The sequence below is a fragment of the Streptomyces sp. BK208 genome (genome assembly GCF_004364245.1).
Lineage (GTDB): Bacteria > Actinomycetota > Actinomycetes > Streptomycetales > Streptomycetaceae > Streptomyces.
This window is the reverse complement of sequence record NZ_SOAV01000018.1, coordinates 95,188-121,630: the sequence shown is the minus strand read 5'-3', so window position 1 is coordinate 121,630 and position 26,443 is coordinate 95,188. Positions and strand designations below refer to the sequence as shown.

The 26,443-nt window shown below is 73.1% G+C and carries 19 protein-coding genes and 1 tRNA gene; 14 read left to right on the top strand and 6 right to left on the bottom strand.

Annotated elements, in window-relative coordinates; all coding sequences use genetic code 11:
• Positions 1 to 72: 72 nt before the first annotated feature.
• Together EV562_RS33370 and EV562_RS33365 are read right to left on the bottom strand one after the other, a co-directional pair.
• A tRNA-Gln gene (locus EV562_RS33370) sits at positions 73 to 145 on the bottom strand.
• 14 nt (positions 146 to 159) lie between these two features.
• Positions 160 to 1,020 (bottom strand): hypothetical protein, encoded by an 861-nt coding sequence (locus EV562_RS33365; protein WP_133890610.1) that lies wholly within the window; start codon positions 1,018 to 1,020, stop codon positions 160 to 162.
• A 134-nt stretch (positions 1,021 to 1,154) separates the two neighbouring features.
• Here EV562_RS33365 and EV562_RS33360 point away from each other — a divergent pair, with 134 nt between their 5' ends.
• Positions 1,155 to 2,474: a histidine kinase gene (locus EV562_RS33360; protein ID WP_133890609.1), complete on the top strand. Its 1,320-nt coding sequence runs from the start codon at positions 1,155 to 1,157 to the stop codon at positions 2,472 to 2,474.
• A 39-nt stretch (positions 2,475 to 2,513) separates the two neighbouring features.
• Here EV562_RS33360 and EV562_RS33355 read toward each other — a convergent pair whose 3' ends face one another.
• Both EV562_RS33355 and EV562_RS33350 read right to left on the bottom strand, forming a co-directional pair.
• Positions 2,514 to 3,008 (bottom strand): SUKH-3 domain-containing protein, encoded by a 495-nt coding sequence (locus tag EV562_RS33355; RefSeq protein ID WP_133890608.1) that lies wholly within the window; start codon positions 3,006 to 3,008, stop codon positions 2,514 to 2,516.
• Between the two features lie 88 nt (positions 3,009 to 3,096).
• Positions 3,097 to 3,627, bottom strand: a complete 531-nt coding sequence (locus EV562_RS33350) for a YwqJ-related putative deaminase (protein WP_133890607.1) — start codon at positions 3,625 to 3,627, stop codon at positions 3,097 to 3,099.
• A 290-nt stretch (positions 3,628 to 3,917) separates the two neighbouring features.
• Between EV562_RS33350 and EV562_RS33345 the strand changes: the two genes are divergently transcribed.
• The 6 genes from EV562_RS33345 to mfd all read left to right on the top strand — a co-directional run bounded on the left by EV562_RS33345 (position 3,918) and on the right by mfd (position 16,764).
• Entirely contained in the window at positions 3,918 to 4,910 is a 993-nt protein-coding gene (locus EV562_RS33345; RefSeq protein WP_133890606.1) for an SMI1/KNR4 family protein, read from the top strand.
• Between the two features lie 7 nt (positions 4,911 to 4,917).
• The gene (locus tag EV562_RS33340; RefSeq protein WP_133890605.1) at positions 4,918 to 7,752 is read left to right on the top strand and encodes an SUKH-4 family immunity protein; all 2,835 of its coding nucleotides are present in this window, start codon (positions 4,918 to 4,920) and stop codon (positions 7,750 to 7,752) included.
• 185 nt (positions 7,753 to 7,937) lie between these two features.
• On the top strand, positions 7,938 to 8,828 hold the full coding sequence (locus EV562_RS33335) for a cellulose-binding protein (RefSeq protein WP_133890604.1): 891 nt from the start codon (positions 7,938 to 7,940) through the stop codon (positions 8,826 to 8,828).
• A gap of 681 nt (positions 8,829 to 9,509) precedes the next feature.
• Positions 9,510 to 10,298, top strand: coding sequence for an ABC transporter ATP-binding protein (locus tag EV562_RS33330; protein ID WP_133890603.1), 789 nt, complete (start codon positions 9,510 to 9,512; stop codon positions 10,296 to 10,298).
• Positions 10,295 to 12,859: an FtsX-like permease family protein gene (locus tag EV562_RS33325; RefSeq protein WP_133890602.1), complete on the top strand. Its 2,565-nt coding sequence runs from the start codon at positions 10,295 to 10,297 to the stop codon at positions 12,857 to 12,859. Before EV562_RS33330 ends, EV562_RS33325 begins: the two co-directional genes overlap by 4 nt.
• Positions 12,860 to 13,209: 350 nt before the next feature.
• A complete protein-coding gene (gene mfd / locus EV562_RS33320) occupies positions 13,210 to 16,764 on the top strand; it encodes a transcription-repair coupling factor (RefSeq protein WP_133890601.1) in 3,555 nt (1,184 codons plus the stop codon).
• Between the two features lie 109 nt (positions 16,765 to 16,873).
• On the opposite strand, the gene EV562_RS33315 is transcribed toward mfd, so the two are convergent.
• Positions 16,874 to 17,068, bottom strand: a complete 195-nt coding sequence (locus tag EV562_RS33315) for an antitoxin (protein ID WP_133890600.1) — start codon at positions 17,066 to 17,068, stop codon at positions 16,874 to 16,876.
• 146 nt (positions 17,069 to 17,214) lie between these two features.
• Here EV562_RS33315 and EV562_RS33310 point away from each other — a divergent pair, with 146 nt between their 5' ends.
• Entirely contained in the window at positions 17,215 to 17,991 is a 777-nt protein-coding gene (locus EV562_RS33310; protein ID WP_133890599.1) for an HNH endonuclease family protein, read from the top strand.
• Between the two features lie 33 nt (positions 17,992 to 18,024).
• On the opposite strand, the gene EV562_RS33305 is transcribed toward EV562_RS33310, so the two are convergent.
• Entirely contained in the window at positions 18,025 to 18,525 is a 501-nt protein-coding gene (locus tag EV562_RS33305) for a hypothetical protein (RefSeq protein ID WP_133890598.1), read from the bottom strand.
• Positions 18,526 to 18,728: 203 nt separating this feature from the next.
• Between EV562_RS33305 and EV562_RS33300 the strand changes: the two genes are divergently transcribed.
• The 6 genes from EV562_RS33300 (at position 18,729) to EV562_RS33275 (ending at position 26,328) form a co-directional block, all read left to right on the top strand.
• Positions 18,729 to 20,768, top strand: coding sequence for an N-6 DNA methylase (locus EV562_RS33300; RefSeq protein ID WP_133890597.1), 2,040 nt, complete (start codon positions 18,729 to 18,731; stop codon positions 20,766 to 20,768).
• A 193-nt stretch (positions 20,769 to 20,961) separates the two neighbouring features.
• Positions 20,962 to 21,594 carry a hypothetical protein gene (locus tag EV562_RS33295; RefSeq protein ID WP_133890596.1) on the top strand — a complete coding sequence of 211 codons (633 nt, stop codon included), beginning with the start codon at positions 20,962 to 20,964 and terminating at the stop codon, positions 21,592 to 21,594.
• Between the two features lie 38 nt (positions 21,595 to 21,632).
• Complete coding sequence (gene pkaE / locus EV562_RS33290) at positions 21,633 to 23,123, top strand: serine/threonine protein kinase PkaE (RefSeq protein WP_279588523.1); 1,491 nt, start codon at positions 21,633 to 21,635, stop codon at positions 23,121 to 23,123.
• Positions 23,124 to 23,305: 182 nt separating this feature from the next.
• Positions 23,306 to 23,959 carry a SurA N-terminal domain-containing protein gene (locus EV562_RS33285; protein WP_133890594.1) on the top strand — a complete coding sequence of 218 codons (654 nt, stop codon included), beginning with the start codon at positions 23,306 to 23,308 and terminating at the stop codon, positions 23,957 to 23,959.
• 75 nt (positions 23,960 to 24,034) lie between these two features.
• A complete protein-coding gene (locus tag EV562_RS33280) occupies positions 24,035 to 25,012 on the top strand; it encodes a nucleoside triphosphate pyrophosphohydrolase (protein WP_133890593.1) in 978 nt (325 codons plus the stop codon).
• Entirely contained in the window at positions 25,009 to 26,328 is a 1,320-nt protein-coding gene (locus EV562_RS33275; protein ID WP_133890592.1) for a cytochrome P450, read from the top strand. Before EV562_RS33280 ends, EV562_RS33275 begins: the two co-directional genes overlap by 4 nt.
• The last annotated feature ends 115 nt before the right edge of the window (positions 26,329 to 26,443 follow it).

The window sequence follows — 26,443 nt, the reverse complement described above, 5'->3', positions numbered from 1 at the left end:
GGACATGAGTGCGGGCCCTGACGTTGGCCGATGTGCCAGTCGGGGCCCGAACTCAGGCGTTGTGCGCTGTAGCTCCCCCGCAAGGATTCGAACCTTGTCCTGCTGGTACCAAAAACCAGTGTGCTGCCAGTTACACCACGGGGGACAGCGCGTCAGACCTTACCGGAGTCGTGTCTGCGCGGAAGTCACGATGCCGCTCCACCAGCCTTCGATGCGGTTGTACAGATCGGCGCCCTTGGCGACTCCCATGACCAAGCATCCGTGATAGCTGTCGCCGGTGTTCTTCCGGACGGTCTTGGGGTTGTGCCGCTTGAGGGTGGGCTTGGCGAACGCCGAGACGGCGATTCCCGCAATGCCGGCCCAATGCTCGTGCGCCGCCGTGATGTCCGCCGATTCGTGGATGAGGATCCGGTAGGTGAGACGGTCGCGGCTCACTCCGAGCAGATCGAGCCAGGCCAGGTAGACCTCGATCACTCCCGGGTCGCTGTTCACAAAGACGACCCGCTCGCGTCGGTCATACGGTTTGCTCTTGGAGCCTTCTGCCCAGTAGAGCGCCACGCCGGTCATGAACAGTTCCCTGTCCCCGAGGCCGATGGCTTCTTGCCTGGCAGCGGCCCGCACCCTGTCGCGCTCCGCGTCCTGCGCCTCGCGTAGGCGCGTGAGGCCGGCGTTCATAAGGGCCCTGTGTTCTTCGGGGGTGTATCGGGGTTCGGGTTTTGGTAGATCCCGCACCCACAGCGACACCGAGCTCCTGGAGCAGCCCAGCTCGGCCTCGATCTGGTCGTACGTCCACCCCTGGCGGCGCAGCTCGCGTGCCTTGGCCTTGACGTCGTCCTTCGCGTTCGGCCGCTTGGTCCACTCCGGCGGCGGCTCCCCCTTGACCAGTCGGCTGAGGATGTCGTTGTTGAAGACCTTCAACTCGTCGCGGATCTGCCGAAGGCTGTAGCCGGCCCGCCGCAGCGCCACCGCGCGCTCCCGTAGGCCTTCGAAATCCGCGTACTTGTTCTGTGAACGTGCCATGGGCATACCGTCCGGCCGGAATGGTCGCCTCCGGTGGTGAACGGCTCGGGGTTCACCAGTTCGAGGGATATCGCGTCGTATCGTTTGTCGAAAGTCACCGGAAAAGGGGCGGTCGGCGCCCGTAGGCTGGAGGCATGACCACGACGGGGGAAGACCACGAACCGGCCCGGGGTGGGCCTTGGTGGTGGGACAGACGGCGCGGTGCGGTACTCGACGTGAGCCTCGGTGCCGTGTCCGCGCTGGAGTGTGCGGCGGAGGGGATTCCGTTCGCGCGGGACGCCGGGGTCCCCACGGCGATGGGGGTGCTGTTCGGGCTGCTGGCCGGTTCGGTGCTGGTGGTGCGGCGGAAGTGGCCGATCGCGGTGGTGCTGGTGGCGCTCGCGATCACGCCGGCCGAGATGGGCTTCCTGCTGGGGGTCGTCGGGCTGTACACGCTGGCGGCGTGCGAGTTGCCGCGGCGGATCATCGGGGCCCTGGCGGGGATGTCGTTCCTGGGGACGCTGATCGTGACGTTCGTGCGGTTGCGGCAGGACATGGGCCAGGACGGGGTGGACCTGGGGGAGTGGTTCTTCGCGTTCGCGGCGATCGGGTCGTCGTTGGGTCTGACCGCGCCGCCGTTGCTGCTGGGCCTGTACGTGGGGCAGCGGCGCCGGTTGATGGAGAGTCTGCGGGAGCGGGCGGACAGCCTGGAGCGGGAGTTGCAGTTGCTCGCGGAGCGGGCGGAGGAGCGTGCGGAGTGGGCGCGGGGTGAGGAGCGGACGCGGATCGCGCGGGAGATGCACGACGTGGTGGCGCACCGGGTGAGTCTGATGGTGGTGCACGCGGCGGCGCTTCAGGCGGTGGCGCGGAAGGATCCGGAGAAGGCGGTGAAGAACGCGGCGCTGGTGGGGGACATGGGGCGGCAGGCGTTGACGGAGTTGAGGGAGATGCTCGGGGTGTTGCGCAGTGGTGGGGAGGGTGCGCGGGCGGAGCGGGCTGCGGTGCCGTTGGCGGCGGTGGGGGTGGCCGCGGCTGCGGCGGCTTCGCGGGCGGCGGGGGAGGGGGAGTCGTCGTCGGAGGGGCCGAGTCTGTCGGAGTTGGACGAGTTGATCGGGCAGTCGGAGGCGGCGGGGATGGTGGTGGCGCTGTCGGTGGAGGGGGAGGGGCGTGCGTATGCGGCGGAGGTGGAGTCGACGGCGTTCCGGGTGGTGCAGGAGGCGTTGACGAACGTGCACAAGCATGCGGCCGGTGCGAAGACGTATGTGCGGTTGGCGCACCGGGTGTCGGAGATCGCGATGCAGGTGGAGAACGAGCCGCCGCCGGTGGCCTCGGCGGCGTCGTCGGCGCGGTTGCCTTCGGGGGGCAACGGGCTGGTGGGGATGAAGGAGCGGGTGGCGGCTCTGGGGGGTGTGTTCGTGTCGGGGCCGACGGATGCGGGGGGTTTCCGGGTGTCGGCGGTGATTCCGGCGTCGTAGGCCGTCGTGCGGTGTGGCCGGGGTGTCGGCCGGTGGTGATCAGCCGGTGGTGAGGCGGGTGGGCTGGGTGCCGGCGACGAGGGTGGCGAGGGCGGTGTCGATGTCGGGGCCGAGGTACCAGTCGCCGGTGTGGTCGAGGGTGTAGACGCGGCCTTCGGTGTCGATGGCGAGGAGGGCGTGGCTGTCGGTTTCGGTGCCGAGGGGGCAGGTTTGGGTGTCGAGGGCGCGGCCGAGGTCGCCGAGGGTGCGGGCCATGTGGAGGCCGTGCAGGGGGTCGAGGTGGAGGGCGCTGGGGGCGATCTGGCGGCCGGGGCCGGTGGGGGTGATGTGGAGGCCGCCGAATTCGGCCCAGGCTTCGACGGCGGCGGGGAAGACGGTGTGGCGGTGTCCTGCGGGTGAGGTGTGTTCGCGCAGGGTGTCGGCCCAGATCTCGGCCTGTTTGATGTCCCAGCGTCCCGGTTGCCAGCCGGCGTCGCGCAGTGCCGCGTCGACGGGGACGGGGAAGCGGGTGGTGGAGGTGCGGTCGGCTTGCATCGGCCCTTGGTTCGTTTCGGTCGGCTGGGTCGGCGGGTCGGCTCGGGTGCGCCGGGGCTGGGGTTGGGGCTGGGTGTAGGGCGCCGGGTCAGTCCTGGTTCGTCGTGGGGTCGACGACGCGGACGCCGAAGTGGGCGGTGAGGGCGGTGCAGGCGCGGCAGGGGGTGGCGAAGGCGCCGTGGAGGGGGTCGCCGTCCTCGCGGATGCGGCGGGTGGTGAGTTTGGCGTGTTTGAGTGCTTTGCGGGCTTCGCCGTTGGTCATGGGTTTGCGGGCGGCGCGTTTGCTGCGGGCGGCGTCGGCGGTGGCGAGGTGGCGTGAGATGAGGATGGTTTCGGCGCAGCGTCCGGTGTAGCGGTCTCGTTGGCCGCTGGTGAGGGTGTCGAGGAAGTCCTGGACGAGGTGGTGCAGGGCGGGCGGTGTGTCGGCGCGGGTGGCGGTGCCGGTGAGGGTGGTGCCGCGTACGGAGAGGGCGGCGGCGACGGTGGGGAGTATGCCGTCGCGGCGGTGCCGGAGGGTGGGGGTGTGGGCGGCGTCGGTGCTGCTCCAGCCGATGCGGGGGTCGCCGCGGCGGGGGTCGTCGGACCGCCCGGTGTCGGGTCCCGTCTGTGTGGCACTCATGATCGTCTTCCCCTCCTGAGCGTCCCCCGAAGGTCACAGAGTGCCAAATGCCGTGGCTGCTGCGGAAGCTGGGGCGTGGCGACACGCCCGGGTATGGGCGGTGTGTCACGGGAGAGTGACGGCTGGTCACGGAAGGGGAGGTGCGGTTGTGGGGCGCGGGGTCCGGTGCCGGTGACCCCTCTGGCGGTACCGCATAGGCTGTCGGCACCGCGATCGGACGCGGTGGACGAGACAGCGCAGGCAGATCAGACGGATCTGGCAGCAGACAGACGCCGCAGGGGGCAACCGCCATGACGACAGGTCGGCTCGGGCAAGCAGCCGCGCCGCCGAACGCGGCCTACGCCGGGCAGGTCGTGCATTTTCCGGATCCGGTGCGGGCGGCCCGTCACCCGAGAGGGGTACGGGTGGACGCGGGGGGTTATCCCGACTTCTCGCCGTACGCGCGTGCGGTCGCGGAGATCGCGGATCCGCCGGAGGGGTTCGGGGTCGACGAGTTGCGGCTGACGGACTACGTGTCGGCGAACGCGGCTCTGTCGGCGTCGGGGCACGAGTTGTGGGACACGGTGCCGGCGGTGGCGACGCCGCACGGCTGGACGTGGCACCACGTGGCGGGTTCGCGGCGGATGGAGCTGGTCCCGGTCGAGGTGAAGGCGCTGTTGCGGCACCACGGTGGGATCTCGACGACGGCGGTGGACCAGGGCAAGCGGGGCACGCGGCCGTTGCAGGAGACGCGTCCGGCGCACTTCGGGCTGCCGAAGTCGGGGGTGGCGGTCTCGGAGCAGCAGGTGCAGGGGGTCGAGGAGGACCTCGGGTACCGGTTGCCGGGTGCGTACCGGTCGTTCCTGAAGGCGGCGGGCGGTTGTGCGCCGGTGGGTACGGCGCTCGACGCGGAGCTGGGGCTGCTGGTGGACCAGCCGTTCTTCACGGTGCGTGAGGAGGCGGCGGTCAACGACCTGGTCTATGTGAACAAGTGTCTACGGGACCATCTGACGAAGGACTACCTGGGTGTCGCGTTCGTCCAGGGCGGTCTGCTCGCGGTGAAGGTGAAGGGCGAGCGGATCGGTTCGGTGTGGTTCTGCGCGTACGACGACGTGCGGGACGTGGATCCGTCGTGGCCGCCGGCGGACCGTGTGGAGCGGTTGCTGCTGCCGTGCGGTGAGGACTTCGACGCGTTCCTGTCGCGTCTGGCGGGTTCTCCGCCGGAGTTGGAGACGGTGGCGAACCTGATGGTGGACGGCGGTTTCGCGCGTGCGGTGCCCGTGTCGGCGTCGGTAGGGGAGTGAGCTGACGATGGTGACGTTCGCGCAGGCGCAGGAGCGCGCGGAGGAGTGGGTCAACGGCGAGCTGCCGGCGTACCAGCACCGTGAGGTGCGGGTGCGGGAGTTCGATCTCGGTTTCGTGGTGTGGGCCGAGGATCGTGCGGACGGTCCCCGTTCGGACGGGGGTGCGCAGCGGCTGGTGATCGCCCGGGACAGCGGCGAGGCGACGTTGTGGCCGTCGTTGCCGGTGGGTGAGGTGATCCGCCGGTACGAGGAGGAGTACGGCCGTCCCGACGAGGAGGTCCCGGTCGCGGCGCCCGCGGCGCGGGTGGATCTGAACCAGACGTCGTTCCTGTTGAGTCCGCCGGAGTGGTTGCAGGAGGCGGCGGACCGGATCGGTATCCCGGATCGCCGGCGTGGGGACGACGAGGGTGACTCCGGGGGTGCCGGTGAATCCGGTGGCTCCGCGGGTGCGGGTGCGGTCGGTGGCGGGCTTTCCGGGGCGCGGGCCGGGGTGCCGTCGGCTCCGGCGGCGTCGGCGGCGTCGGCGGACGACTCGCCGGGGAGCGGGGCGCAGTGGCCTGCTGCGGGCTCGGGTGCGGGTGGTCCCGGGGCGGACGCGGATGCGGGTGCGTCCGGTGCGCCGAGTGGCCCGAGTACGCCGAGTGCGCCTGCCGGGGCGACGCCCTGGGCGGGGACGGACACCAACGGGGACGCGGGTGAGGACCGTTCCGTGCCGTTGCCCCAGACGGTGTTCGCGCCGCCGCTGAGCGGTGTCGACGAGGACGCGCCGCCGCCGTCGGCGACGCCGGATGCCAAGACGGCGCTGATGTCGGGCGGCAGCCAGCTTCCGCCGACGGCGCTCGCACCGGCGATCGGCGACTCGAACGCGCCGGGCCCGAACGTCCCGGCCGGCCCGAACGTTCCGGCCGGCCCGAACGCCCCGGCCGGCCCGAGTGCGCCGGGCGGGCCCTCCGGGGCGGGTGTGCCGCCGTCCGCGCCGTCGGCGTCGCCCGCGGCGCAGCCGTCGGCCGGCCCGGGGGCGCCCGCCAGGCCGACCCCGCCGTCCGCCGGGCAGGCCGGGGACATCGCCGACGCCGCGACCAGCAAGGCTTCGCCTCCGCCGCGCCGCGGTGGCGGCTCGTCCACGCCGCCTCCGCCGAGCGCCCCGGGTGTGCCGGGCGCGCGCCCGGGGAGCACGCCCGCGCCGTCGGGCACGCCCGCGCCGGGTGGGCCGGCGGGCGGCTACGTGCCGACGCAGCTGGTGTCGTCGCTCGGTCCCGAGGGCCCGGGCGGTCCGAGCGGGCCGGGCACGCCGCCGCCCCCGGCGCCGGGCACCCCGCCGCCCTCCGCTCCGGGCACCCCGCCGCCCGGCGCCCCGCAGCCCCCGGCCGGTCCGGGGGCGCCGGGTACTCCGCCGCCGGGCGTGCCGGGCGGGACGCCGCCGGGCGGGATGCACCACGCCGCCACGATGCTGGCCGACCCGGGCCGGCCGGGCGGTGCCGCCCCGATGCCTCCCGGTCCTCCCGGTGCCCCCGGCGTTCCTGGCGTTCCTGGCGGCGGCCCCGCCGCACCGGGGGCTCCCGGTGCTCCGGGCGCGCCCTCGGGCCCGGGTACGCCGCCGCCTCCGTCGGCCGCTCCGGGTGCGCCCGGTGTGCCCGGACCGCAAGCTTCCGCGGGTGGCGCGGGTGGCGCGGGTGGCGCGGGTGGCGCGGGTGGCGCCGTGCACCATGCGCAGACCGTGCTGGCGGCGCCCTCCGTGGGTGGTCCCGGTGGCGTGGGTGCGCCGCCTCCGCCGCCCGGGGCGCCGGGTGCTCCCGGTGCCGTGCCGCCGCCGCCCGGGCCGCCGGGGCCGCCGCCCGCGTACGGCTATCCGCCGCGGCCCACCGGGCAGCCGACCGTCGGTCCCGGCTACCAGGCCGTGCTGCGCTACCGCGCGCAGGACGGTTCCGAGCAGCAGCTGATCCGGCGTTCCGCGCCGGGGACGCCGCACCCGGAGTGGCAGATCTTCCACGAGCTGCGTGCCATGAACGTGCCGCCGGACCAGGTGCTGGAGCTGCACACCGAGCTGGAGTCGTGCGAGCTGCCGGGCGCGTACTGCGCGCGGATGATCCGGGAGCAGTGGCCGCAGGCGCGGATCGCCTCGATCGCGCCGTACGGTCCGGACCACGGGAGCCGGCAGCAGGGCATGCAGCAACTCCTGGCGCATCAGGGGGAGCTGCACCAGGTGGCCGACGGGCCGGCGCGTCCGGCGCCGGTGCGGGCGCCGCTGCCGCAGGTGCAGCCGGCGCCGCCGGTCCCGCCGGAGGGCATCGGGCAGGAGCTCGCGGCGGCGTTCGGGCCGGGGGTCTTCCGGTTCGAGCAGGCCGCGGTGTCCCGGCAGGGGGTGCCGCCGGTGGTGGCGCACACGCTGGTGGCGGCGGGGCTGCCGATGGACATGGGTCCGTTCTTCTGGGCGCAGGCGCAGCCGGGCCGTCCGGTGCCGACGCTGGCGGAGCTGGCGATGGAGCGCGGTGTGCAGCCGGCTTCGGACGCGGGGTCGTACCTCGTCGTGGGCAGCGACTTCGGCCGGGCGATCTGTGTGCAGTACGGCACGGCGGCCATCGTGGCGGTGCCGGTGGAGGCGGGGCCGGGCGGGGCGCCCGTGCCGCCGCAGTTCGTGAACTCGGGGCTGCCGGAGTTCGCGCGCTGCCTGGCGCTGCTGGGCCGGATGTGGCGGCTCAGGTTCGGTCTGAACCAGGAGCAGGCGGGCCGCTGGACGGTGGACTTCCAGGCCCAGCTGGCCGCGCTGGACCCGGCGGCACTCGGGTCGCCGGAGAGCTGGTGGTCGGTGCTGCTGGAGCAGATGTGGGACGGGTTGCTGTGAGGCGCTCGCGTCGCTGACGTGTCCGACGGGCGGGGCCCGGTCGACCTGTGGGTCGGCCGGGCCCCGCCCGTTTGTGTGCGGTGTGTCGGGTTATGTGGGTTTACGTCCGATCCATAGAGTCGGTCGGGTCCATGTGATGCGGCAGGTTCACCGCTGGGTGAGCGGAGGGTGCAGGGGTGATGGGCATGAACGGTGCATCGGCGTCTCCCCACGGCTTCGTGACCGTACGCGGGCTCGCGCGCGGCTACCGTCCCGAGGAGGTGGAGGCGTACGCCGCTGCCCTCTCCGAGGAGCGTGACGCGGCCTGGGAGCGGGCCGCCCGGCTCACCGTGCTGGCCAGGGAGATGGAGGAGGACCTGGGGGACCTGGAGGAGGTGGTCGAGCAGCTCGCCCCGCAGGACTACGAGGTGCTGGGTGAGCAGGCGCGGGACCTGTTCCGGCTGGTCGAGGAGGAGGCCGCGGCGGTCCGCGAGCGGGCGCGTGACGCCGCTCGGGGGATGCTGGAGGACGCGCGGGCGTACGCGGCCGAGGTGCGGGAGGCGGCCCGGGCGCACGCCGACGCCCTGCGCGCGGAGGCCGACGAGCGGGCCGGGCAGTTGCTGCTCGCGGCGCGGGCGGAGGCCGACGAGGTGCGGATCCGGGCGCGGCGCGAGGTGAAGGCGGGGCGCGGGGAGTCGCTGGCGGCGCTGCGCGAGATGCGCCGGCGCGCCACCGCGACGGCCGCCGAGCAGAGCAGGGAGCTCGCCGAGCGGTGGGCCGCCGCCGAGCGGGCCGGGGAGGAGCGCGCGCGGGCCCTGGACGCCGACCACGCGGAGTCGGTGGCACGGGCCGAACAGGGGGTGCGCGAGGCCGAGCGTGAGCTGGCCGACGCACGGGAGGCGGCGGAGCGGCGTCAGGAGGAGGCCCGGGCGCGGGCGGCCGAGGTGGTGGCCGAGGCACGGGTGCGTCAGGAGGCCGTCGCCCGGGACACGGAACGCGTGCTGCGCGAGCACGGGGAGCGGTGGGACGAACTGCAGGCCCACATGGACTCGGTGCGCAGCAACCTGAGTTCGCTGACCGGCCGGATGGTGGACTGACCCCCCGGACCGACGCCGGGCCGATCCCGGACCGACGTCGGGTCGATCCCGGGCCGACGTGCCGGGCCGGTCCCGGACCGATGCCGGGGAGACCCCGGGCCGATGCCGGGGAGACCCCGGACCGATGCCGGGCTGACTCCGGGCCCACCCCGGGCCCGGTGGTGGGGCGGGTGGAGCCGGGGGCGGGCGTCGGGTTGTTCTCGGGGTGGGTCCGGGCTGTTCTCGGGGTGACCTCGGGGTGTCCCCGGGGTGAGTCCGCGGCTCCCCCTTGCCCCTGACGCGGCGGCAGGGTGGAGGCTCGTTGCGTCTGCGGGTGGAGAGCGACCCCCAGGCGGGTCCACCGACGGGTGGACTGCCCCTAGGGGTACCTCCGTACTACGGCTCGGGGAGGGTTCGTACCGACGGAGGACGAGAGGGGCCCGGTGGCGTCCTTAGTCTGGCTTTACGCCGCTGGGGGGCGGTGAACCGGAACAACGGGGGTGGGGTTTTCCTCAGCAGAAGACTGCGCTGAACACCAGCGCGGACGACCTCCGTTCCGGCCAGACTCTTTCGAGACGGCGGCACGGCGCACACGCGGCACCGACCAGGCCGCACCCGCACGACGTCACACCGGCGAAGCCACACACGCACCACGGTCGCGGCACCGGCGGCTCACTCGATGACCGACATAGGAGACTTGACATGACATCGGCCGTACGTATTCCCACGCACGGGGGCACCGGAGGGCGGACGGCCGTTGCGGCGCGAGCGCGGCAGGTCGTGAAGGCCTACGGGTCGGGCGAGACCCGGGTGGTCGCGCTGGACCACGTGGACGTGGACATAGCCCGGGGGCAGTTCACCGCGATCATGGGCCCTTCGGGTTCCGGCAAGTCCACGCTGATGCACTGCCTGGCGGGCCTGGACACCGTCACCGGCGGGCAGATCTACCTCGACGAGACCGAGATCACCGGTCTGAAGGACAAGAAGCTCACGCAGCTGCGCCGGGACCGGATCGGCTTCATCTTCCAGGCGTTCAACCTGCTCCCGACGCTCAACGCGATCGAGAACATCACGCTGCCCATGGACATCGCGGGGCGCAAGTACGACCGCGCGTGGCTGGAGAGGGTCGTGGAGACCGTCGGGCTCGCCGGACGGCTCAAGCACCGGCCCACCCAGCTCTCCGGCGGCCAGCAGCAGCGCGTCGCCGTCGCCCGGGCCCTGGCCGCCCGGCCCGAGATCATCTTCGGGGACGAGCCGACCGGGAACCTCGACTCGCGCGCCGGCGCCGAGGTGCTCGGCTTCCTGCGCCGGTCGGTCACCGAACTGGGCCAGACCATCGTCATGGTCACCCACGACCCGGTGGCCGCCAGCTACGCGGACCGGGTGCTGTACCTCGCCGACGGCCGGATCGTGGACGAGATGTACCAGCCCACCGCCGAAGCCGTGCTCGACCGGATGAAGGACTTCGACGCCCGGGGGCGCACGTCATGACCGTCGTGAAGACCTCGATGCGCAACTTCTTCGCCCACAAGGGCCGCATGGCGCTCTCCGCGGTGGCGGTGCTGCTGTCGGTGGCGTTCGTGTGCGGCACCCTGGTGTTCACCGACACGATGAACACCACCTTCGACAAGCTCTTCGCCGTCACCTCGTCCGACGTGACGGTCTCCCCGAAGGACGCCAAGGCCGAGGACACCCCGCAGAACGGGGTGCCCGAGTCGCTGCCGGCGTCCACGCTGGAGAAGATCCGCTCGGTGGACGGTGTGGAGTCCGTCGAGGGCGCGGTCGTCTCGATGAACGTGACCGTCGTCAACGCCGACAACGACAACGTGGGCGCCACCAGCGGCGCCCCCACCCTCGCCGGGAACTGGACCAGGAACGACCTGCGGTCCATGGAGATCACCTCGGGACACGCCCCGCGCGGCCCCACCGAGACGATGGTCGACTCCGGCACGGCCGACAAGCACGACCTGAAGATCGGCGACGAGCTGCGCACCATCGCGCAGACCGGTGACTTCAAGGCGAAGATCGTCGGTATCGCGTCCTTCACCGTCACCAACCCCGGTGCCGCGGTCGTCTACTTCGACACCCCCACCGCCCAGCGTGAACTGCTCGGCGGGGCGGACCGGTTCAGCCAGTTCAACGTCACCGCCGCGTCCGGTGTGACCGACGCGCAGCTCAAGCGGAACGTCTCGGCAGCCCTGGGCGGCACGTTCAAGATCCAGACGGCCAAGGAGGCGTCCGACGAGGGCCGCGAGGACGTCGGCGAGTTCATGAACGTCATCAAGTACGCCATGCTCGGCTTCGCCGGGATCGCGTTCCTGGTCGGCATCTTCCTGATCATCAACACCTTCTCCATGCTGGTCGCCCAGCGCACCCGCGAGATCGGCCTGATGCGGGCCATCGGCTCCTCCCGCCGGCAGGTCAACCGCTCGGTGCTGGTCGAGGCCCTCCTGCTCGGCGTCGTGGGATCGGTCCTCGGTGTCGCGGCCGGTGTCGGCATCGCCGTCGGGCTGATGAAGCTGATGTCGGCGGCGGGCATGAACCTGTCCACCGACGACCTGACCATCAAGACGGCGACCCCCGTGGTCGGCCTGGTCCTCGGCGTCGTCGTCACCGTCCTGGCCGCCTACCTGCCGGCCCGCCGGGCCGGGAAGATCTCCCCGATGGCCGCCCTGCGCGACGCCGGCACGCCGGCCGACGGCAAGGCCGGCTGGATACGCGGCCTGATCGGCCTGGTGCTCACCGGCGCCGGCGTGGCCGCCCTGCTCACGGCCGCCTCCGCCGACAAGGCGAGCGACGGCTCCATGATGCTCGGCGCGGGCATCGTGCTCTCCCTCATCGGCTTCGTGGTCATCGGCCCGCTGCTGGCCGGGGTCGTGGTGCGGGTGATCAGCGCGGTGCTGCTGCGGGCCTTCGGTCCGGTGGGCCGGCTGGCCGAGCGCAACGCCCTGCGCAACCCGCGCCGCACCGGCGCCACCGGCGCCGCCCTGATGATCGGCCTCGCGCTGGTGGCCTGCCTGTCCGTCGTCGGCTCCTCCATGGTGGCCTCCGCCACCGGCGAGCTGGACAAGACGGTCGGCGCGGACTTCATCGTCCAGGGCAACCAGCGGATCGTGCCGCAGGCCGAGAAGGCCATGACCAGCACGCCCGAACTGGAGCACGTCACCCGCTACAAGGTGCTCGACGCCACGCTGACCTCGCCCGACGGCAAGACGGACGACGACGGCCTCACCGCCGCCGACCCCACCTACGCCGAGGACGTGCGCCGCGAGACGACGGAGGGCGAGCTGTCCGCCGCCTACGGCACCGACGCCATGTCGGTCGGCTCGGACTACGCCGAGAAGCACGGCGTGCACGTCGGCGACACCGTCACCGTCGCCTTCAAGGGGGGCGACACCGCGAAGCTCGAGGTCGCCGCGATCACCAGCGACGACGTGGCCATCGACCAGGGCGCCCGGTACATCAGCATCGCCACGATGGAGAAGTACCTGCCCGCGGCGAACGTCCCGCCGAACATGATCATGTTCGCCAAGGCGAAGGACGGCCGGTCCGACCAGGCCTACGCGGCGCTGAAGAAGTCGCTGGACGCCTACCCGCAGTACAAGGTGGCCGACCAGACGGACTACAAGCAGGAGCTGAAGGACCAGATCGGCCAGCTGCTGAACATGGTGTACGGCCTGCTCGCCCTGGCGATCATCGTCGCCGTCCTCGGTGTGGTGAACACCCTGGCGCTGTCGGTGGTCGAGCGGACCCGCGAGATCGGCCTGATGCGGGCGATCGGCCTCTCCCGCCGCCAGCTGCGCCGCATGATCCGCATGGAGTCCGTGGTCATCGCCCTCTTCGGTGCGCTGCTCGGTCTGGGCCTGGGCATGGGCTGGGGTGCCACGGCGCAGAAGCTGCTCGCCCTGGAAGGCCTGAAGGTCCTGGACATTCCCTGGCCGACGATCATCGGAGTGTTCATCGGCTCGGCCTTCGTGGGCCTGTTCGCCGCCCTGGTCCCGGCCTTCCGGGCGGGCCGCATGAACGTCCTGAACGCCATCGCGACGGAGTAACACCCCTCGCCACAGCCACCGCACACGGGGGTTGCGGAGGAGGGCCCGGCGCCGAAGTCCCAAGGGGACGGAGGCGCCGGGCCTCTTTTGTGGGGACTTTCTGTCCCACCGAGACGGGTGGTGGGTGGGCACAGGCCCGGGGTCCAGGGGGCGGGAGCCCCCTGGTACGGCCACCGCGACGCGGCGCACCACGCACCCGGCGTCGTCCACAGGCCCCGACGCACCACGCACCCGGCGTCGTCCACAGGCCCCGACGCACCCGGTCGGGGAGACGTACGCTGGAGACACCCCGGCCCGCAGCGCGCGTCGGGCCCGTCGTGTTGTACACCCCCGCACCGAAAGCGCCCCGAATGAGCCTGCACGGTCTGCTCGACGCCGTCGTCAAGGACACCGCCCTCGCGGAAGCGATCTCGGCGGCCGCAGACGGCAACCGCATGCACGTCGACCTGGTCGGTCCGCCCGCCGCCCGCCCCTTCGCGATCGCCGCCCTGGCCCGCGAGACGGGCCGCCCGGTGCTGGCCGTGACGGCGACGGGACGTGAGGCGGAGGACCTGGCCGCGGCCCTGCGCTCCCTGCTGCCGCCCGAGGGCGTCGTGGAGTACCCCTCGTGGGAGACCCTCCCGCACGAGCGGCTCAGCCCCCGCAGCGACACCGTCGGCCGCCGACTGGCCGTCCTGCGGCGCCTGGCGCACCCGCGTCCCGACGACCCCGAGACCGGCCCGGTCTCCGTCGTCGTCGCACCCGTGCGCTCCGTGCTCCAGCCCCAGGTCAAGGGGCTCGGCGACCTGGAGCCCGTGGCCTTGCGCACCGGGCAGGGCGCCGACCTGGGGGAGATCGTCGAGGCGCTGGCCGCGGCGGCGTACGCGCGCGTCGAGCTGGTGGAGAAGCGCGGCGAGTTCGCCGTGCGCGGCGGCATCCTGGACGTCTTCCCGCCGACCGAGGAGCACCCGCTCCGCGTCGAGTTCTGGGGCGACGACGTCGAGGAGATCCGCTACTTCAAGGTTGCCGACCAGCGTTCCCTGGAGGTCGCCGAGCACGGCCTGTGGGCGCCGCCCTGCCGTGAGCTGCTGCTCACCCAGGACGTGCGCGAGCGGGCCGCCGCCCTCGCCGAGGACCACCCCGAGCTGGGCGAGCTGCTCGGCAAGATCGCCGAGGGCATCGCCGTGGAGGGCATGGAGTCCCTGGCGCCGGTCCTCGTCGACGACATGGAGCTGCTCCTCGACGTGCTGCCCAAGGGCTCGATGTCCGTGGTGTGCGACCCGGAGCGGGTGCGCACCCGGGCCGCGGACCTGGTGGCGACGTCGCAGGAGTTCCTCCAGGCGTCCTGGGCCGCCACGGCGGGCGGCGGCGAGGCGCCGATCGACGTGGACGCGGCCTCCCTGTGGTCCATCGCCGACGTCCGGCAGCGGGCCCGCGAGCTGGACATGATGTGGTGGTCCGTCTCGCCCTTCGCCGCCGACGAGACGCTGACGTCGGACGCCGGCGCGGCGGGCGACTCCGACACCCTCAAGCTCGGCATGCGCGCCCCCGAGACCTACCGCGGCGACACCGCGAAGGCACTGGCCGACACCAAGGGCTGGCTCGCCGACGGCTGGCGTGCCGTCTACCTCACCGAGGGCCACGGTCCCGCGGCCCGCACCGTCGAGGTCCTCGGCGGCGAGGGCATCGCCGCCCGCCTCGACAACGACCTGGGCGTCCTCAGCCCCTCCGTCGTGCACGTCTCCTGCGGCTCGATCGACCACGGTTTCGTCGACCCGGCCCTCAAGCTCGCCGTGCTCACCGAGACCGATCTGACCGGGCAGAAGGCCGCCGGCCGCGAGGGCGCGCGGATGCCGGCCCGGCGCCGCAAGACCATCGACCCGCTCACCCTGGAGGCGGGCGACTACATCGTCCACGAGCAGCACGGCGTGGGCCGCTACATCGAGATGGTGCAGCGCACCGTCCAGGGCGCCACCCGCGAGTACCTGGTCGTGGAGTACGCCCCCGCCAAGCGCGGCCAGCCCGGTGACCGGCTGTACATCCCCACCGACCAGCTGGAGCAGATCACCAAGTACGTCGGCGGCGAGGCGCCCACCCTGCACCGGCTCGGCGGCGCCGACTGGACCAAGACGAAGGCCCGCGCCAAGAAGGCGGTCAAGGAGATCGCCGCCGACCTGATCAAGCTGTACAGCGCGCGGATGGCGGCGCCGGGACACGCGTTCGGCGCGGACACCCCCTGGCAGCGCGAGCTGGAGGACGCCTTCCCGTACGCGGAGACGCCCGACCAGCTCACCACCATCGCCGAGGTCAAGGACGACATGGAGAAGACGGTCCCGATGGACCGGCTGATCTGCGGCGACGTCGGCTACGGCAAGACCGAGATCGCGGTCCGCGCCGCCTTCAAGGCCGTCCAGGACGGCAAGCAGGTCGCCGTCCTCGTCCCCACCACCCTGCTGGTGCAGCAGCACTTCGGGACGTTCAGCGAGCGCTACGCCCAGTTCCCGGTGAGTGTGAAGGCGCTGTCCCGCTTCCAGTCCGACACCGAGTCCAAGGCGACCCTGGAGGGCCTGCGCGAGGGATCGGTGGACATCGTCATCGGCACCCACCGCCTGTTCTCCTCCGAGACCAAGTTCAAGGACCTGGGCCTGGTCATCGTCGACGAGGAGCAGCGCTTCGGCGTCGAGCACAAGGAGCAGCTGAAGAAGCTGCGTGCCAACGTCGACGTGCTGACCATGTCCGCCACCCCCATCCCGCGCACCCTGGAGATGGCGGTCACCGGCATCCGCGAGATGTCGACGATCACCACCCCGCCGGAGGAGCGGCACCCGGTGCTGACCTTCGTCGGCCCCTACGAGCACAAGCAGATCGGCGCCGCGATCCGCCGCGAGCTGCTGCGCGAGGGCCAGGTCTTCTACATCCACAACCGCGTCGAGTCCATCGACCGCGCGGCGGCCAAGCTGCGCGAGATCGTCCCCGAGGCGCGCATCGCCACCGCCCACGGCCAGATGTCGGAGCAGGCGCTTGAGCAGGTCGTCGTCGACTTCTGGGAGAAGAAGTTCGACGTGCTGGTCTCCACCACGATCGTCGAGTCCGGTATCGACATCTCCAACGCCAACACCCTCATCGTCGAGCGCGGCGACAACTTCGGCCTCAGCCAGCTGCACCAGCTGCGCGGCCGCGTCGGCCGGGGCCGCGAGCGCGGCTACGCGTACTTCCTCTACCCGCCGGAGAAGCCGCTCACGGAGACGGCGCACGAGCGGCTCGCCACCATCGCCCAGCACACCGAGATGGGCGCGGGCATGTACGTGGCGATGAAGGACCTGGAGATCCGCGGCGCGGGCAACCTGCTCGGCGGCGAGCAGTCCGGCCACATCGCGGGCGTCGGCTTCGACCTGTACGTGCGGATGGTCGGCGAGGCCGTCGCCGACTACCGGGCCTCGCTGGAGGGCGGTGTGGACGAGGAGCCGCCGCTGGAGGTCAAGATCGAGCTGCCCGTCGACGCGCACGTCCCCCACGACTACGCCCCCGGCGAGCGACTGCGCCTGCAGGCCTACCGGTCCATCGCCTCCGCCAACAGCGAGGAGGACGTCAAGGCCGTACGCGAGGAACTCGTCGACCGGTACGGCAAGCTGCCGGAACCGGTGGAGAACCTGCTGCTGGTGGCGGGCCTGCGCATGCTCGCGCGGGCGTGCGCCGTCGGCGAGGTGGTGCTCCAGGGCAACAACATCCGCTTCGCGCCGGTGGAGTTGCGCGAGTCCCAGGAGCTGCGGCTCAAGCGGCTCTACCCCGGCAGCGTCATCAAGGCGGGCACGCACCAGGTGCTCGTACCGCGTCCGAAGACCGCGAAGGTGGGCGGCAAACCGCTGGTCGGCCGGGAACTGCTCGGCTGGGTGGGCGAGTTCCTGACGTCGATCCTCGGGTCGTAACGCCCGCACCGGACGTCGCGGACGCCGAAGACGCGGTCCAGCCGCCGACGAAGCCGTCCACGGGGTGGTCCCCGTGGACGGCTTCGACGTGTCAGGTCGCGGGAAGCGGCTAGTGCTCCCGGCCGCCGCCCTGGTCGCGTCCGAAGCCGAGCTTGCCCTCGGCCTGCTGCTGCGCGGCGTCGACCTGCTTCTCGTACTTGCCGCCGGTCCTCTGGTTGACCTGGCGCTCGGCGGCGTCGGACATCTTCCGGGACTTGTCCTTGTCCTTGCCGGCCATGCTCTTCATCTTGTCGAGGATGCCCATGCAGGAGCTCCTTCCGAGACGTGACTCACTGTCGACCGTACGACAGATATGTACCGAGTGCCCACTGTCGTCCGAATAAGGCCCGCTATGGTGCGCACCGCTCCCTCGCTACGGTGGTGGTCGCGAACGGCCAGGGGAGGGCGCACATGAGGCGGCACAGCAGGATCCGTACCGGATGGGCCGCGGGTGCGGCACTCGCCCTGGCGCTGGTGACCGGCTGCGAAGGCCTGGAGACGGGCGGCGACACCCCGGCCTCGGGCGGCGGTGGCGCCGAGGCCCCCGCCGCGGGCCACGCCGTCAGCCCGCTGGGCAACCCGGACGGCACCGAACCGGGCCTCGCCCCGGTCACGGGCGGCAGCCCGCGGGCCGAGGCCCGCAAACTGATCGACGGCCTGGCGACCAAGGGGCGCGGACCGAAGACGGGGTACGACCGCGACGAGTTCGGTTACGCCTGGATGGACACCGCCGACGGCGTCCCGCTCGCCCGCAACGGCTGCGACACCCGCAACGACCTGCTCAAGCGCGACGGCCAGGAGGTGCGCTTCCGGTCCGGCTCCAACTGCGTGGTCATCGCCATGACGCTGGACGACCCGTACACCGGGACGAGCATCGAGTGGCGCAAGCAGAAGGCGAGCGAGGTCCAGATCGACCACGTCGTGCCGCTGTCGTACAGCTGGCAGATGGGCTCCTCGCGGTGGCCGGAGGGCAAGCGCGAGCAACTGGCCAACGACCCGCTCAACCTGCTCCCCGTCGAGGGTCGCGCCAACTCCGCCAAACGCGACTCCGGGCCGGCCTCCTGGCTGCCGCCCAGCAAGCCGGTGCGCTGCGCGTACGCGGTGCGGTTCGCCCAGGTCGCGGCCAAGTACGAACTGGCGGTGACGAAGGCCGACAAGGCGGCGATGTCCGAGCAGTGCGGGGGCTGACGGCCGCACCGCCCCTCCGCTCGCCGTCCGCCGTCAGAACTGGCCGTTGCCGAGCAGCTCGCCGTCGGCGTCGTAGATGGTGACCAGGCCGTTCTCGCTGTCCTTCCAGTCGGCGAACGCGGAGGCGATGAGCTTGGCCGGCCCGCTGCCCTCGCCCATGATGCCGCCGGTGAAGTCGGTGTAGACGTCGGCGGCGTCGAGGATGTCGTTCTGCTCGTCGGCGCCCTGCACCTTGGTCACGTGGGAGACGGCGTCCTGCTCGTTGGCCGAGCCGTTCTTCTTGACGAACGTCTTGAACTGCTCGGCCTGGGAGGCCTTCTCGACGGCCTTGTCCTCGGCGGGCTTCGCGTCGGAGGCGCCGTCCGTCTTCGCGTCGCCGTCCGTCTTCGCGCCGCCCGCCTTCTCGCCCGCGCCTGCGGAGGTCCGGCTCCCGCTCCCGGTGTCACCGTCCCCGTCGCCCGCGTTCGCGGACACCGCGCCGATGACGGCGATCCCCACCACGGCACCCAGCGCGATCTTGGCCTTCATGCCCATGACGTCAGTCCTCTCCCCAGAGACAGCTCGAACGACGTGAACCGAGGCTTGTCACCCCGGTCGGTTCGATGCGTCAATGACACCAGAGCCTGTGAATCGAGTCAACACGGTTCACAGGGATCCGTTGGTACACGATGTGAACCGGGGTCGTGTCGTGCGCATCGGTAGGATCGGCGCCACACACCAGGACGAGGGGGCCGACCGTGCAGGACAACGGGACAGAGGTGACCGCCGCCGGTATCGCACGGCTCGCCGGCGTCGGCCGCGCCGCCGTCAGCAACTGGCGCCGCCGGCACGCGGACTTCCCCAAGCCGGTCGGCGGCACCGAGACCAGCCCCTCCTTCGCCCTCGCCGAGGTGGAGGCCTGGCTGCGCGCCCAGGGCAAGCTCGCCGAGGTCCCCCCGCGCGAACGCGTCTGGCAGCAGCTAGTCGGTCACCCGGAAGGACCGCTCACCGCCCTGGGACACGCGGGCTGCGTCCTCCTGCTCGTCCACGACCGGCCGACCCTCTGGCTGGAAGCGGGCGCAGGCTCCGACGAACGCCTCGCCGCCATGCTCCCCGCGGCCCTCGGCCAGGTGCTCGACGCCCGCTTCGGCACCGGCCCCGAGCGCACCGTCGCCACCCCGACCGGCCCCCGGCTGCTCCCCTCCGCCCCCCTCCTGCGCGGCGTCGCCGAACTCGCCGCCGGACCGGGCGCCCGCAAGACCTACGAGTTCCTGCTCGGCCGGTACCTCGACGCCAACCCGCGGCAGTACACCCTCACCCCCGACCCCCTCGCCGAGCTGATGGCCGAGCTCGCCGGCCCCGCCCGCACGGTCCTCGACCCCGCCTGCGGCACCGGCGCCCTGCTGCGCGCCGCCGCCGGCCCCGCCCGGCCCGGGCAGGAGCTGTACGGCCAGGACAGCGACCCCGGCCTGGCCGCCCTCACCGCCCTGCGGCTCGCCCTGAGCACGGACGCCGCCGTGCGGATCGCCGCCGGCGACAGCCTGCGCGCCGACGCCCGCACCGGCCTGCGCGCCGACGCCGCGCTCTGCCACCCCCCGTTCAACGAGCGCAACTGGGGCCACGACGAACTCGCCTACGACGCCCGCTGGGAGTACGGCTTCCCGGCCCGCACCGAGTCCGAACTGGCCTGGGTCCAGCACGCCCTGGCCCGCGTCAGGGACGGCGGCGGCGTCGTCGTCCTCATGCCGCCCGCCGCCGCCTCCCGCCGCTCCGGCCGCCGCGTCCGCGCCGACCTGCTGCGCCGGGGAGCGCTGCGCGCCGTCATCGCCCTGCCCCTCGGCGCGGCACCCCCGTACAACCTCCCCCTGCACCTGTGGGTGCTGCGCAGGCCCGAGAAGGCGCCGGCCCAGCCCGGCGTACTGCTCGCCGACACCGGGCAGTTCGCCGGGGAGGGACGCGGCGGTCCGGACTGGCGGTCCGTGCGGGAGGCCCTGCTCGACGTCTGGCGCGACTTCGACCGCACCGGCCGGCTCGACGAACGGCCCGGTCTGGCCCGCTGCCTGCCCGTCATCGACCTCCTCGACGACGACGTCGACCTGGCCCCCGCCCGCCACCTGCCGCCGCCCACCGCCACCGGCGACGCCGCACGGCTCACCGACGTGCGCGAGCGCCTCGACGAGACCCTGCGCCTGACCGCGCGGCTCGCCCCCGAGCCGCCCGGCCCCGGACGCACCGCGCACCACCGGCCGCTCACCACCGTCGGCGAACTCGCCCGCGCCGGTGCCCTCGTCCTGCGCACCGGCACCAACGGCGGCCACGCGCGCGTGCCCGTCCTCACCGACCACGACGTCCTCACCGGGACCGGCCCCTCCGGCACCCTCCAGGAGAGCGACGAGGAACCCGTGCTCACCGAGCCCGGCGACGTCGTCGTGCCCGTCCTCGGCGGCGGTTCCGTCGCCCGCGTGATCGACGACGCCACGGCCGGCGCCGCCCTGGGACGCAACCTCGTGCTCCTGCGCCCCGACCCGGCCGCCCTCGACCCCTGGTTCCTCGCCGGGTTCCTGCGCGGCACCGCCAACCACCGGCAGGCCAGCAGCTACGCCTCGACCGCCACCCGCCTCGACGTACGGCGCCTCCAGCTGCCCCGCCTCCCCCTCGACGCCCAGCGCGGTCACGGCGAACGCTTCCGCGCCCTCGACGAGTTCGAGCGCGCGCTGCGGCTCGCGGGCCGGCTGGGGGAGCAGCTGGTGCGCGGCATGTACGACGGCCTCACCGACGGCACGGCGACCCCCGGCTGAGCGGCCGGCACGGGCGAAGTGACCAGGACGACAACGGTTCGGTACAACCCCGGGCCGCTCGTCCGTGTCGGCCTATACGCTCGACCCCGCGCCGGTCGCCCGGTGCACGTCCCGCCCGTCAGATCGTCCGGTCACGCGGTCACCCGGTCCTCCGGTCCCCGGCCCTCCGGTCCTCATGTCTCCAGGAGAAGTCATGCACGGCCACGGCTACGCGCCGCCACCGCCGCCGCGCCGCCCCAGGACAGCGGTGCTGGTCCTGCTGCGCGTCTTCTTCGTGGCCCTGCCCCTGCTGAGCATCGGCTTCCTCGCCTGGATCTCGCCCCTGTACGCGGCGATCACGAGCCGCCGCCCGCGCGACTGGTGGGCGTTCGCGGCCACGGCCGTCGTCCTCGTGATCAGCTTCTGCTTCCTGGCCACCGACGACACCGACGACTTCAGCAGCCCGGCCGGCACCACCGGCATGATCGTCCTGCTGCTCAACGCCTGCGTCTGCGCCGGGTACTTCCTCTACGCGGACATCCGGCACCACCAGCGTCAGCTCCCCGCGGGACACCCCGGCCCCGCGCCGTTCCCGGCCCCCGCCACCGGCTACGGGCACCCGCAGCCCCCGTACCCCTACGCCCCGGTCCCCGGCCCCGCCCCCGCGCACACCCCGGCCGTGCCGTACCAGGCCCCGCCGCCGCAGCACCCGCCGGCCGCCCCGGCCCGCATCGACCAGGTCCGCGCCGAGCTCGACGAGCTCAGCGACTACCTGCGCCACCACGACGGCGGCGGCCGGCCCGACGGCGGCCACCCGGGCGGCGGCCCCCACCGGAGCGGAAGGTGACCGTGGCGACGGGACGCGTCGTCGCCGGCCGGTACGAGCTGTCCACGCTCATCGGCCAGGGCGGCATGGGCCAGGTCTGGACGGCCTACGACCGGCGCCTCGACCGGCGCGTGGCCGTGAAACTGCTGCGCCCCGACAAGGTGGCCGGGCAGGAGGCCGACGAACTGCGCCGCCGGTTCGTGCGCGAGTGCCGGATCACCGCCCAGGTCGACCACCCGGGCCTGGTCACCGTGCACGACGCGGGCAGCGAGGGCGAGGAGCTGTTCCTCGTCATGCAGTACGTCGACGGCGCCGACCTCTCCGACCACCTCGCCGAGCACGACCCGTACCCCTGGCAGTGGGCCGTCGCGGTCGCCGCCCAGCTGTGCGCCGTACTGAGCGCCGTGCACGCCGTGCCGATCGTCCACCGCGACCTCAAACCGCGCAATGTGATGGTCAGGCAGGACGGCAGCGTCACCGTCCTCGACCTCGGCGTCGCCTCCGTCATGGACGCCGACACCACCCGCCTCACCCACACCGGCACCCCCATCGGCTCACCCGCCTACATGGCGCCCGAACAGGCCATGGGCGGCGCCGTCGGCCCCTACACCGACCTGTACGCGCTCGGCGTGCTGCTGCACGAACTGCTCAGCGGCGACGTCCCGTTCGCGGGCTCGACGGCCCTCGGCGTGCTGCACCGGCACCTGTACGAGCCGCCGCTGCCCGTGCGCCGCGTCCGCCCCGAGATCCCCGAGGCACTCGAAGCCCTGGTGCTGCGCCTGCTCGCCAAGGACCCGCAGCACCGCCCCGACTCCGCCCAGGAGGTCTACGAGCACCTCGCCCTGCTGCTGCCCGCGCGCGGCATGCCCACCGGCGGCCCCCTGGACCCCACCCGCCCCTTCGTGCGCCCGCACGCCCCCTGGCCCGACCGCGCCCGCACCCCCGCGCCGCAACCGGCACCCGTACCGCCCGCGGCCGAGGCCGCCAAGCCGGACGTCGCCCGCGCCGTCGACGACGTCAAACGCCTCCTCGGCGAGGGCCGCATCACCCAGGCCGTCGACATCCTCGGCGCCATCCTGCCCGCCGCCGCCGAACAGCACGGCGAGCGCTCCCCGGTCGTACGCACCCTGCGCAAGCAGTACGCGGCGACCCTCATGGACGACGGTCAGTACCGGCGCGCCCTGCCCGAGCTGCGCCGCCTCGCCGACGAACGCGCCGCCGAGGCCGGGCAGGCCGACCCGCAGTCCCTGCGCCACCGCTACGACGCCGCCCAGTGCCTGGAACAGCTCGGCGAACCCGCCGCCGCCCTCGCCGAGTACCGCGCGCTGCTGCCGTACTACGAGAACCAGTACGTCGCCGGCGACCCCGACCTCGCCCACGACGTCCGCCGCCGCATCGGCCACCTCCTGCTCGCCCTCGGCGACCGCGCCGCCGCCCACGACACGCTGGTCCGCCTGCTGCACGACGTGGAGCGCCTGCACGGCCCCGGCCACCCGCTCGCCGCCGACATCCGGCGCACCCTCCAGTGGCTCGGCCAGGTGCGCGGCTGACCACCGGCCGGCAGCCGCCGGGCCACCACCCGGAGGCCGCCGGGTGCGCGCGGGCGCGAGGCGGTGCCCGAAGTCCCGATGAATCGTTGGTCCAATGGGTTGGCCAGAGCCGGGCCACTGCCTAACATCGATCACCGCAAGACTTTGTGCACCGTCGCACAATCTCCAAACGGGAGGTTCCCTTGCACCGCCGCAGCCGCCGTCGCTCCGCGCTTCTCCTCACCGCCGCGATCGCCGCAGCGGCACCCCTGCTCACCGCCTGCGGCAACGACGCGCATCCGGGCGCGGCGGCCGTCGTCGGCGACCAGCGGATCACCGTCGCCCAACTGGAGAACCGCGTCGACGAGGTGCGCGAGGCCCAGCGCGCCGCCGTCCCGGACGACAGCCAGTACGAGCAGGTCGTCGCCAAGACCGGCACCCTCACCCGCGACACCCTGCACGGCATGGTCCTCGACCGCGTCCTGCACCGCGCCGCCCGCGACGCCGGCGTGACCGTCAGCCGCAGGGAAGTCGAGGGCATGCGCGGCGGCCTGGAGGAACAGGCCGGCGGCCCCCGGCAGCTCGAGACGGCCTGGCTCCAGCAGTACGGCGTCGCCCCCGCACGCCTCGACGACAACCTCCGCGTCCAGCTGGAGGCCCAGAAGCTCGCCCAGAGCCTCGGCACCGACACCAGCAGGCCCGAGTTCTGGCAGGCCCTGTCCGACGCCTCCAAGAAGCTCGACATCGACCTCAACCCGCGCTACGGCGCCTGGGACGTCCAGAAGAGCGGCCGCGTCGACGCACCGGCGCCGTGGCTGCGGGAGATCGCGGCGGCCGAGGTCCAGCAGCCCGCATAGCGCCGCTGAGCAGGGGCGATACGGCCCCCTGTGGACAACTCGGGGGCCGTCGGCGGCGTGCGTTAGGTTCGGGGAGTGAACGCAACCACCGCCGACGCGACCGCCCCCGACCAGGGCCGCATCGTCCTGCTCACCACCAGCCACCGGGTCGCCCCCGGCCTGCTGTCCTGGCCCGCCTGGCAGGCCCTGCGCACCGCCGACCGCGTCCTGTGCGCCGACGGAGCCCACCCGCAGCTGCCGTACCTGCGCGAGGCGGGCATCCGCGTCGACGAGGCGGCCCCCACCGCCGAGGAGCTGGTGGACGCCTGCGCCGGCGGCCGCACCGCGGTCGTCGTCGCCACCGGCGAAGGCGACCCCGCGCTCACCGACGGCCTGGCCCGCCTCGCCGGCTCCGGCCGCGTCCCGATGCCCGACCTCGAGCTGCTCCCCGCCTCCTACGACCTCCCCGGCGCCCGCCTCCTCGACCTCGTCCAGGTCATGGACCGCATCCGCCTCGAATGCCCCTGGTCCTCGCAGCGCACCCACCGGGGCCTGGCCAAGTACGCCATCGAGGAGGCGTACGAACTCGTCGAGGCCATCGAGGACGGCGACCGCGACGAACTGCGCGAGGAGCTCGGCGACGTGCTCCTCCAGGTCGTCTTCCACGCCCGCATCGCCGAGGACGACTCCGACGCCCCGTTCTCCGTCGACGACGTGGCCGGCACCATCGTCGACAAGCTCGTCCACCGCCACCCGCACGTCTTCGGCGACGAGAAGGCGGACACCCCCGAGGAGGTCCGCGCCCACTGGCTGCGCACCAAGGCCGCCGAGAAGCAGCGCACCTCCGTCACCGACGGCGTCCCCCTCGGCCAGCCCGGCCTCGCCCTCGCCGCCAAGCTCGCCTCCCGCGTCCGCACCGCGGGCCTGCCCGTCCCCCTGCCCACCGGCGAGGGCGTCGGCTACCAGCTCCTCGCCCTCGCCGCCCGCGCCGAGTCCGAGGGCACCGACCCCGAGGCGGCCCTGAGAGCAGCGGCCCGCACCTACCGCGACGCGATCCGGGCGGTCGAGGGATGACCGGCTCCCCGCCCGTCCCCGGCCCCGCTTCCGGCCCCGCCCCCGAGCTGTTCACCTGGGAGTTCGCGAGCGACCCCTACCCGGCCTACGCCTGGCTGCGCCAACACGCCCCCGTGCACCGCACCCGGCTGCCCAGCGGAGTGGAGGCCTGGATGGTCACCCGGTACGCCGACGCGAAGCAGGCCCTCGCCGACCCGCGGCTGTCCAAGAACCCGGCGCACCACGACGAGCCCGCCCACGCCAAGGGCAAGACCGGCATCCCGGGGGAGCGCAAGGCCGAGCTGATGACCCATCTGCTGAACATCGACCCGCCGGACCACACCCGGCTGCGCCGACTGGTCAGCAAGGCGTTCACCCCCCGCCGGGTGGCCGAGTTCGCCCCCCGGGTGCAGGAGCTGGCCGACGGCCTCATCGACCGTTTCGCGGCCACCGGCTCCGCCGACCTGATCCACGAGTTCGCCTTCCCGCTGCCCATCTACGCCATCTGCGACCTGCTCGGCGTCCCCCGCGAGGACCAGGACGACTTCCGGGACTGGGCGGGCATGATGATCCGTCACGGAGGCGGCCCGCGGGGCGGCGTCGCGCGGTCGGTGAAGAAGATGCGCGGCTATCTCGCCGACCTCATCCACCGCAAGCGCGCCGCCCTGCCGCCCGAGCCCGCCCCCGGCGAGGACCTCATCTCCGGCCTCATCCGCGCCTCCGACCACGGCGAGCACCTCACCGAGAACGAGGCCGCGGCCATGGCCTTCATCCTGCTCTTCGCAGGGTTCGAAACCACGGTGAACCTGATCGGCAACGGCCTGTACGCGCTGCTCACCCACCCCGGGCAGCGGGAGCGGCTGCAGACGTCCCTCACCGCCGGCGAGCGCGGCCTGCTGGAGACCGGTGTCGAGGAACTCCTGCGCTACGACGGCCCGGTGGAGCTGGCCACCTGGCGCTTCGCCACCCGACCGCTGACCATCGGCGGACAGGACGTGGCGGCCGGGGACCCCGTCCTCGTCGTCCTCGCCGCCGCCGACCGGGACCCGGAGCGGTTCACGGACCCCGACACCCTGGACCTCGCCCGGCGCGACAGCCAGCACCTCGGGTACGGCCACGGCATCCACTACTGCCTCGGCGCACCGCTCGCCCGGCTGGAGGGACAGACGGCGCTGGCCACGCTCCTCACCCGGCTGCCCGACCTCCGCCTCGCCGCGGACCCGGCCGAACTGAGGTGGCGCGGCGGGCTCATCATGCGCGGTCTGCGTACCTTGCCCGTGTCGTTCACACCGCACACGGCATCGGCCGACAGCGGTGGATCACCGACGCAAAAGTGACACGCGCTCAACTCTGTGATCTTCACGTGATCTGCGCGGCATGAACTTGTGACTAGTGATGATCTCCCTATACGTTCACGGATCAACGTGGTGTCGAGCGTCATCCGCCGCGTGG

Coding starts and splice junctions, on each gene's coding strand:
- EV562_RS33275 (WP_133890592.1), top strand. CDS start 25,009: ATGACCGGCTCCCCGCCCGTCCCCGGCCCCGCTTCCGGCCCCGCCCCC.
- EV562_RS33345 (WP_133890606.1), top strand. CDS start 3,918: ATGACGACAGGTCGGCTCGGGCAAGCAGCCGCGCCGCCGAACGCGGCC.
- EV562_RS33340 (WP_133890605.1), top strand. CDS start 4,918: ATGGTGACGTTCGCGCAGGCGCAGGAGCGCGCGGAGGAGTGGGTCAAC.
- EV562_RS33350 (WP_133890607.1), bottom strand. CDS start 3,627: ATGAGTGCCACACAGACGGGACCCGACACCGGGCGGTCCGACGACCCC.
- EV562_RS33315 (WP_133890600.1), bottom strand. CDS start 17,068: ATGGGCATCCTCGACAAGATGAAGAGCATGGCCGGCAAGGACAAGGAC.
- mfd (WP_133890601.1), top strand. CDS start 13,210: ATGAGCCTGCACGGTCTGCTCGACGCCGTCGTCAAGGACACCGCCCTC.
- EV562_RS33365 (WP_133890610.1), bottom strand. CDS start 1,020: ATGGCACGTTCACAGAACAAGTACGCGGATTTCGAAGGCCTACGGGAG.
- EV562_RS33295 (WP_133890596.1), top strand. CDS start 20,962: ATGCACGGCCACGGCTACGCGCCGCCACCGCCGCCGCGCCGCCCCAGG.
- EV562_RS33310 (WP_133890599.1), top strand. CDS start 17,215: ATGAGGCGGCACAGCAGGATCCGTACCGGATGGGCCGCGGGTGCGGCA.
- EV562_RS33330 (WP_133890603.1), top strand. CDS start 9,510: ATGACATCGGCCGTACGTATTCCCACGCACGGGGGCACCGGAGGGCGG.
- EV562_RS33360 (WP_133890609.1), top strand. CDS start 1,155: ATGACCACGACGGGGGAAGACCACGAACCGGCCCGGGGTGGGCCTTGG.
- EV562_RS33305 (WP_133890598.1), bottom strand. CDS start 18,525: ATGGGCATGAAGGCCAAGATCGCGCTGGGTGCCGTGGTGGGGATCGCC.
- EV562_RS33355 (WP_133890608.1), bottom strand. CDS start 3,008: ATGCAAGCCGACCGCACCTCCACCACCCGCTTCCCCGTCCCCGTCGAC.
- EV562_RS33325 (WP_133890602.1), top strand. CDS start 10,295: ATGACCGTCGTGAAGACCTCGATGCGCAACTTCTTCGCCCACAAGGGC.
- EV562_RS33335 (WP_133890604.1), top strand. CDS start 7,938: ATGAACGGTGCATCGGCGTCTCCCCACGGCTTCGTGACCGTACGCGGG.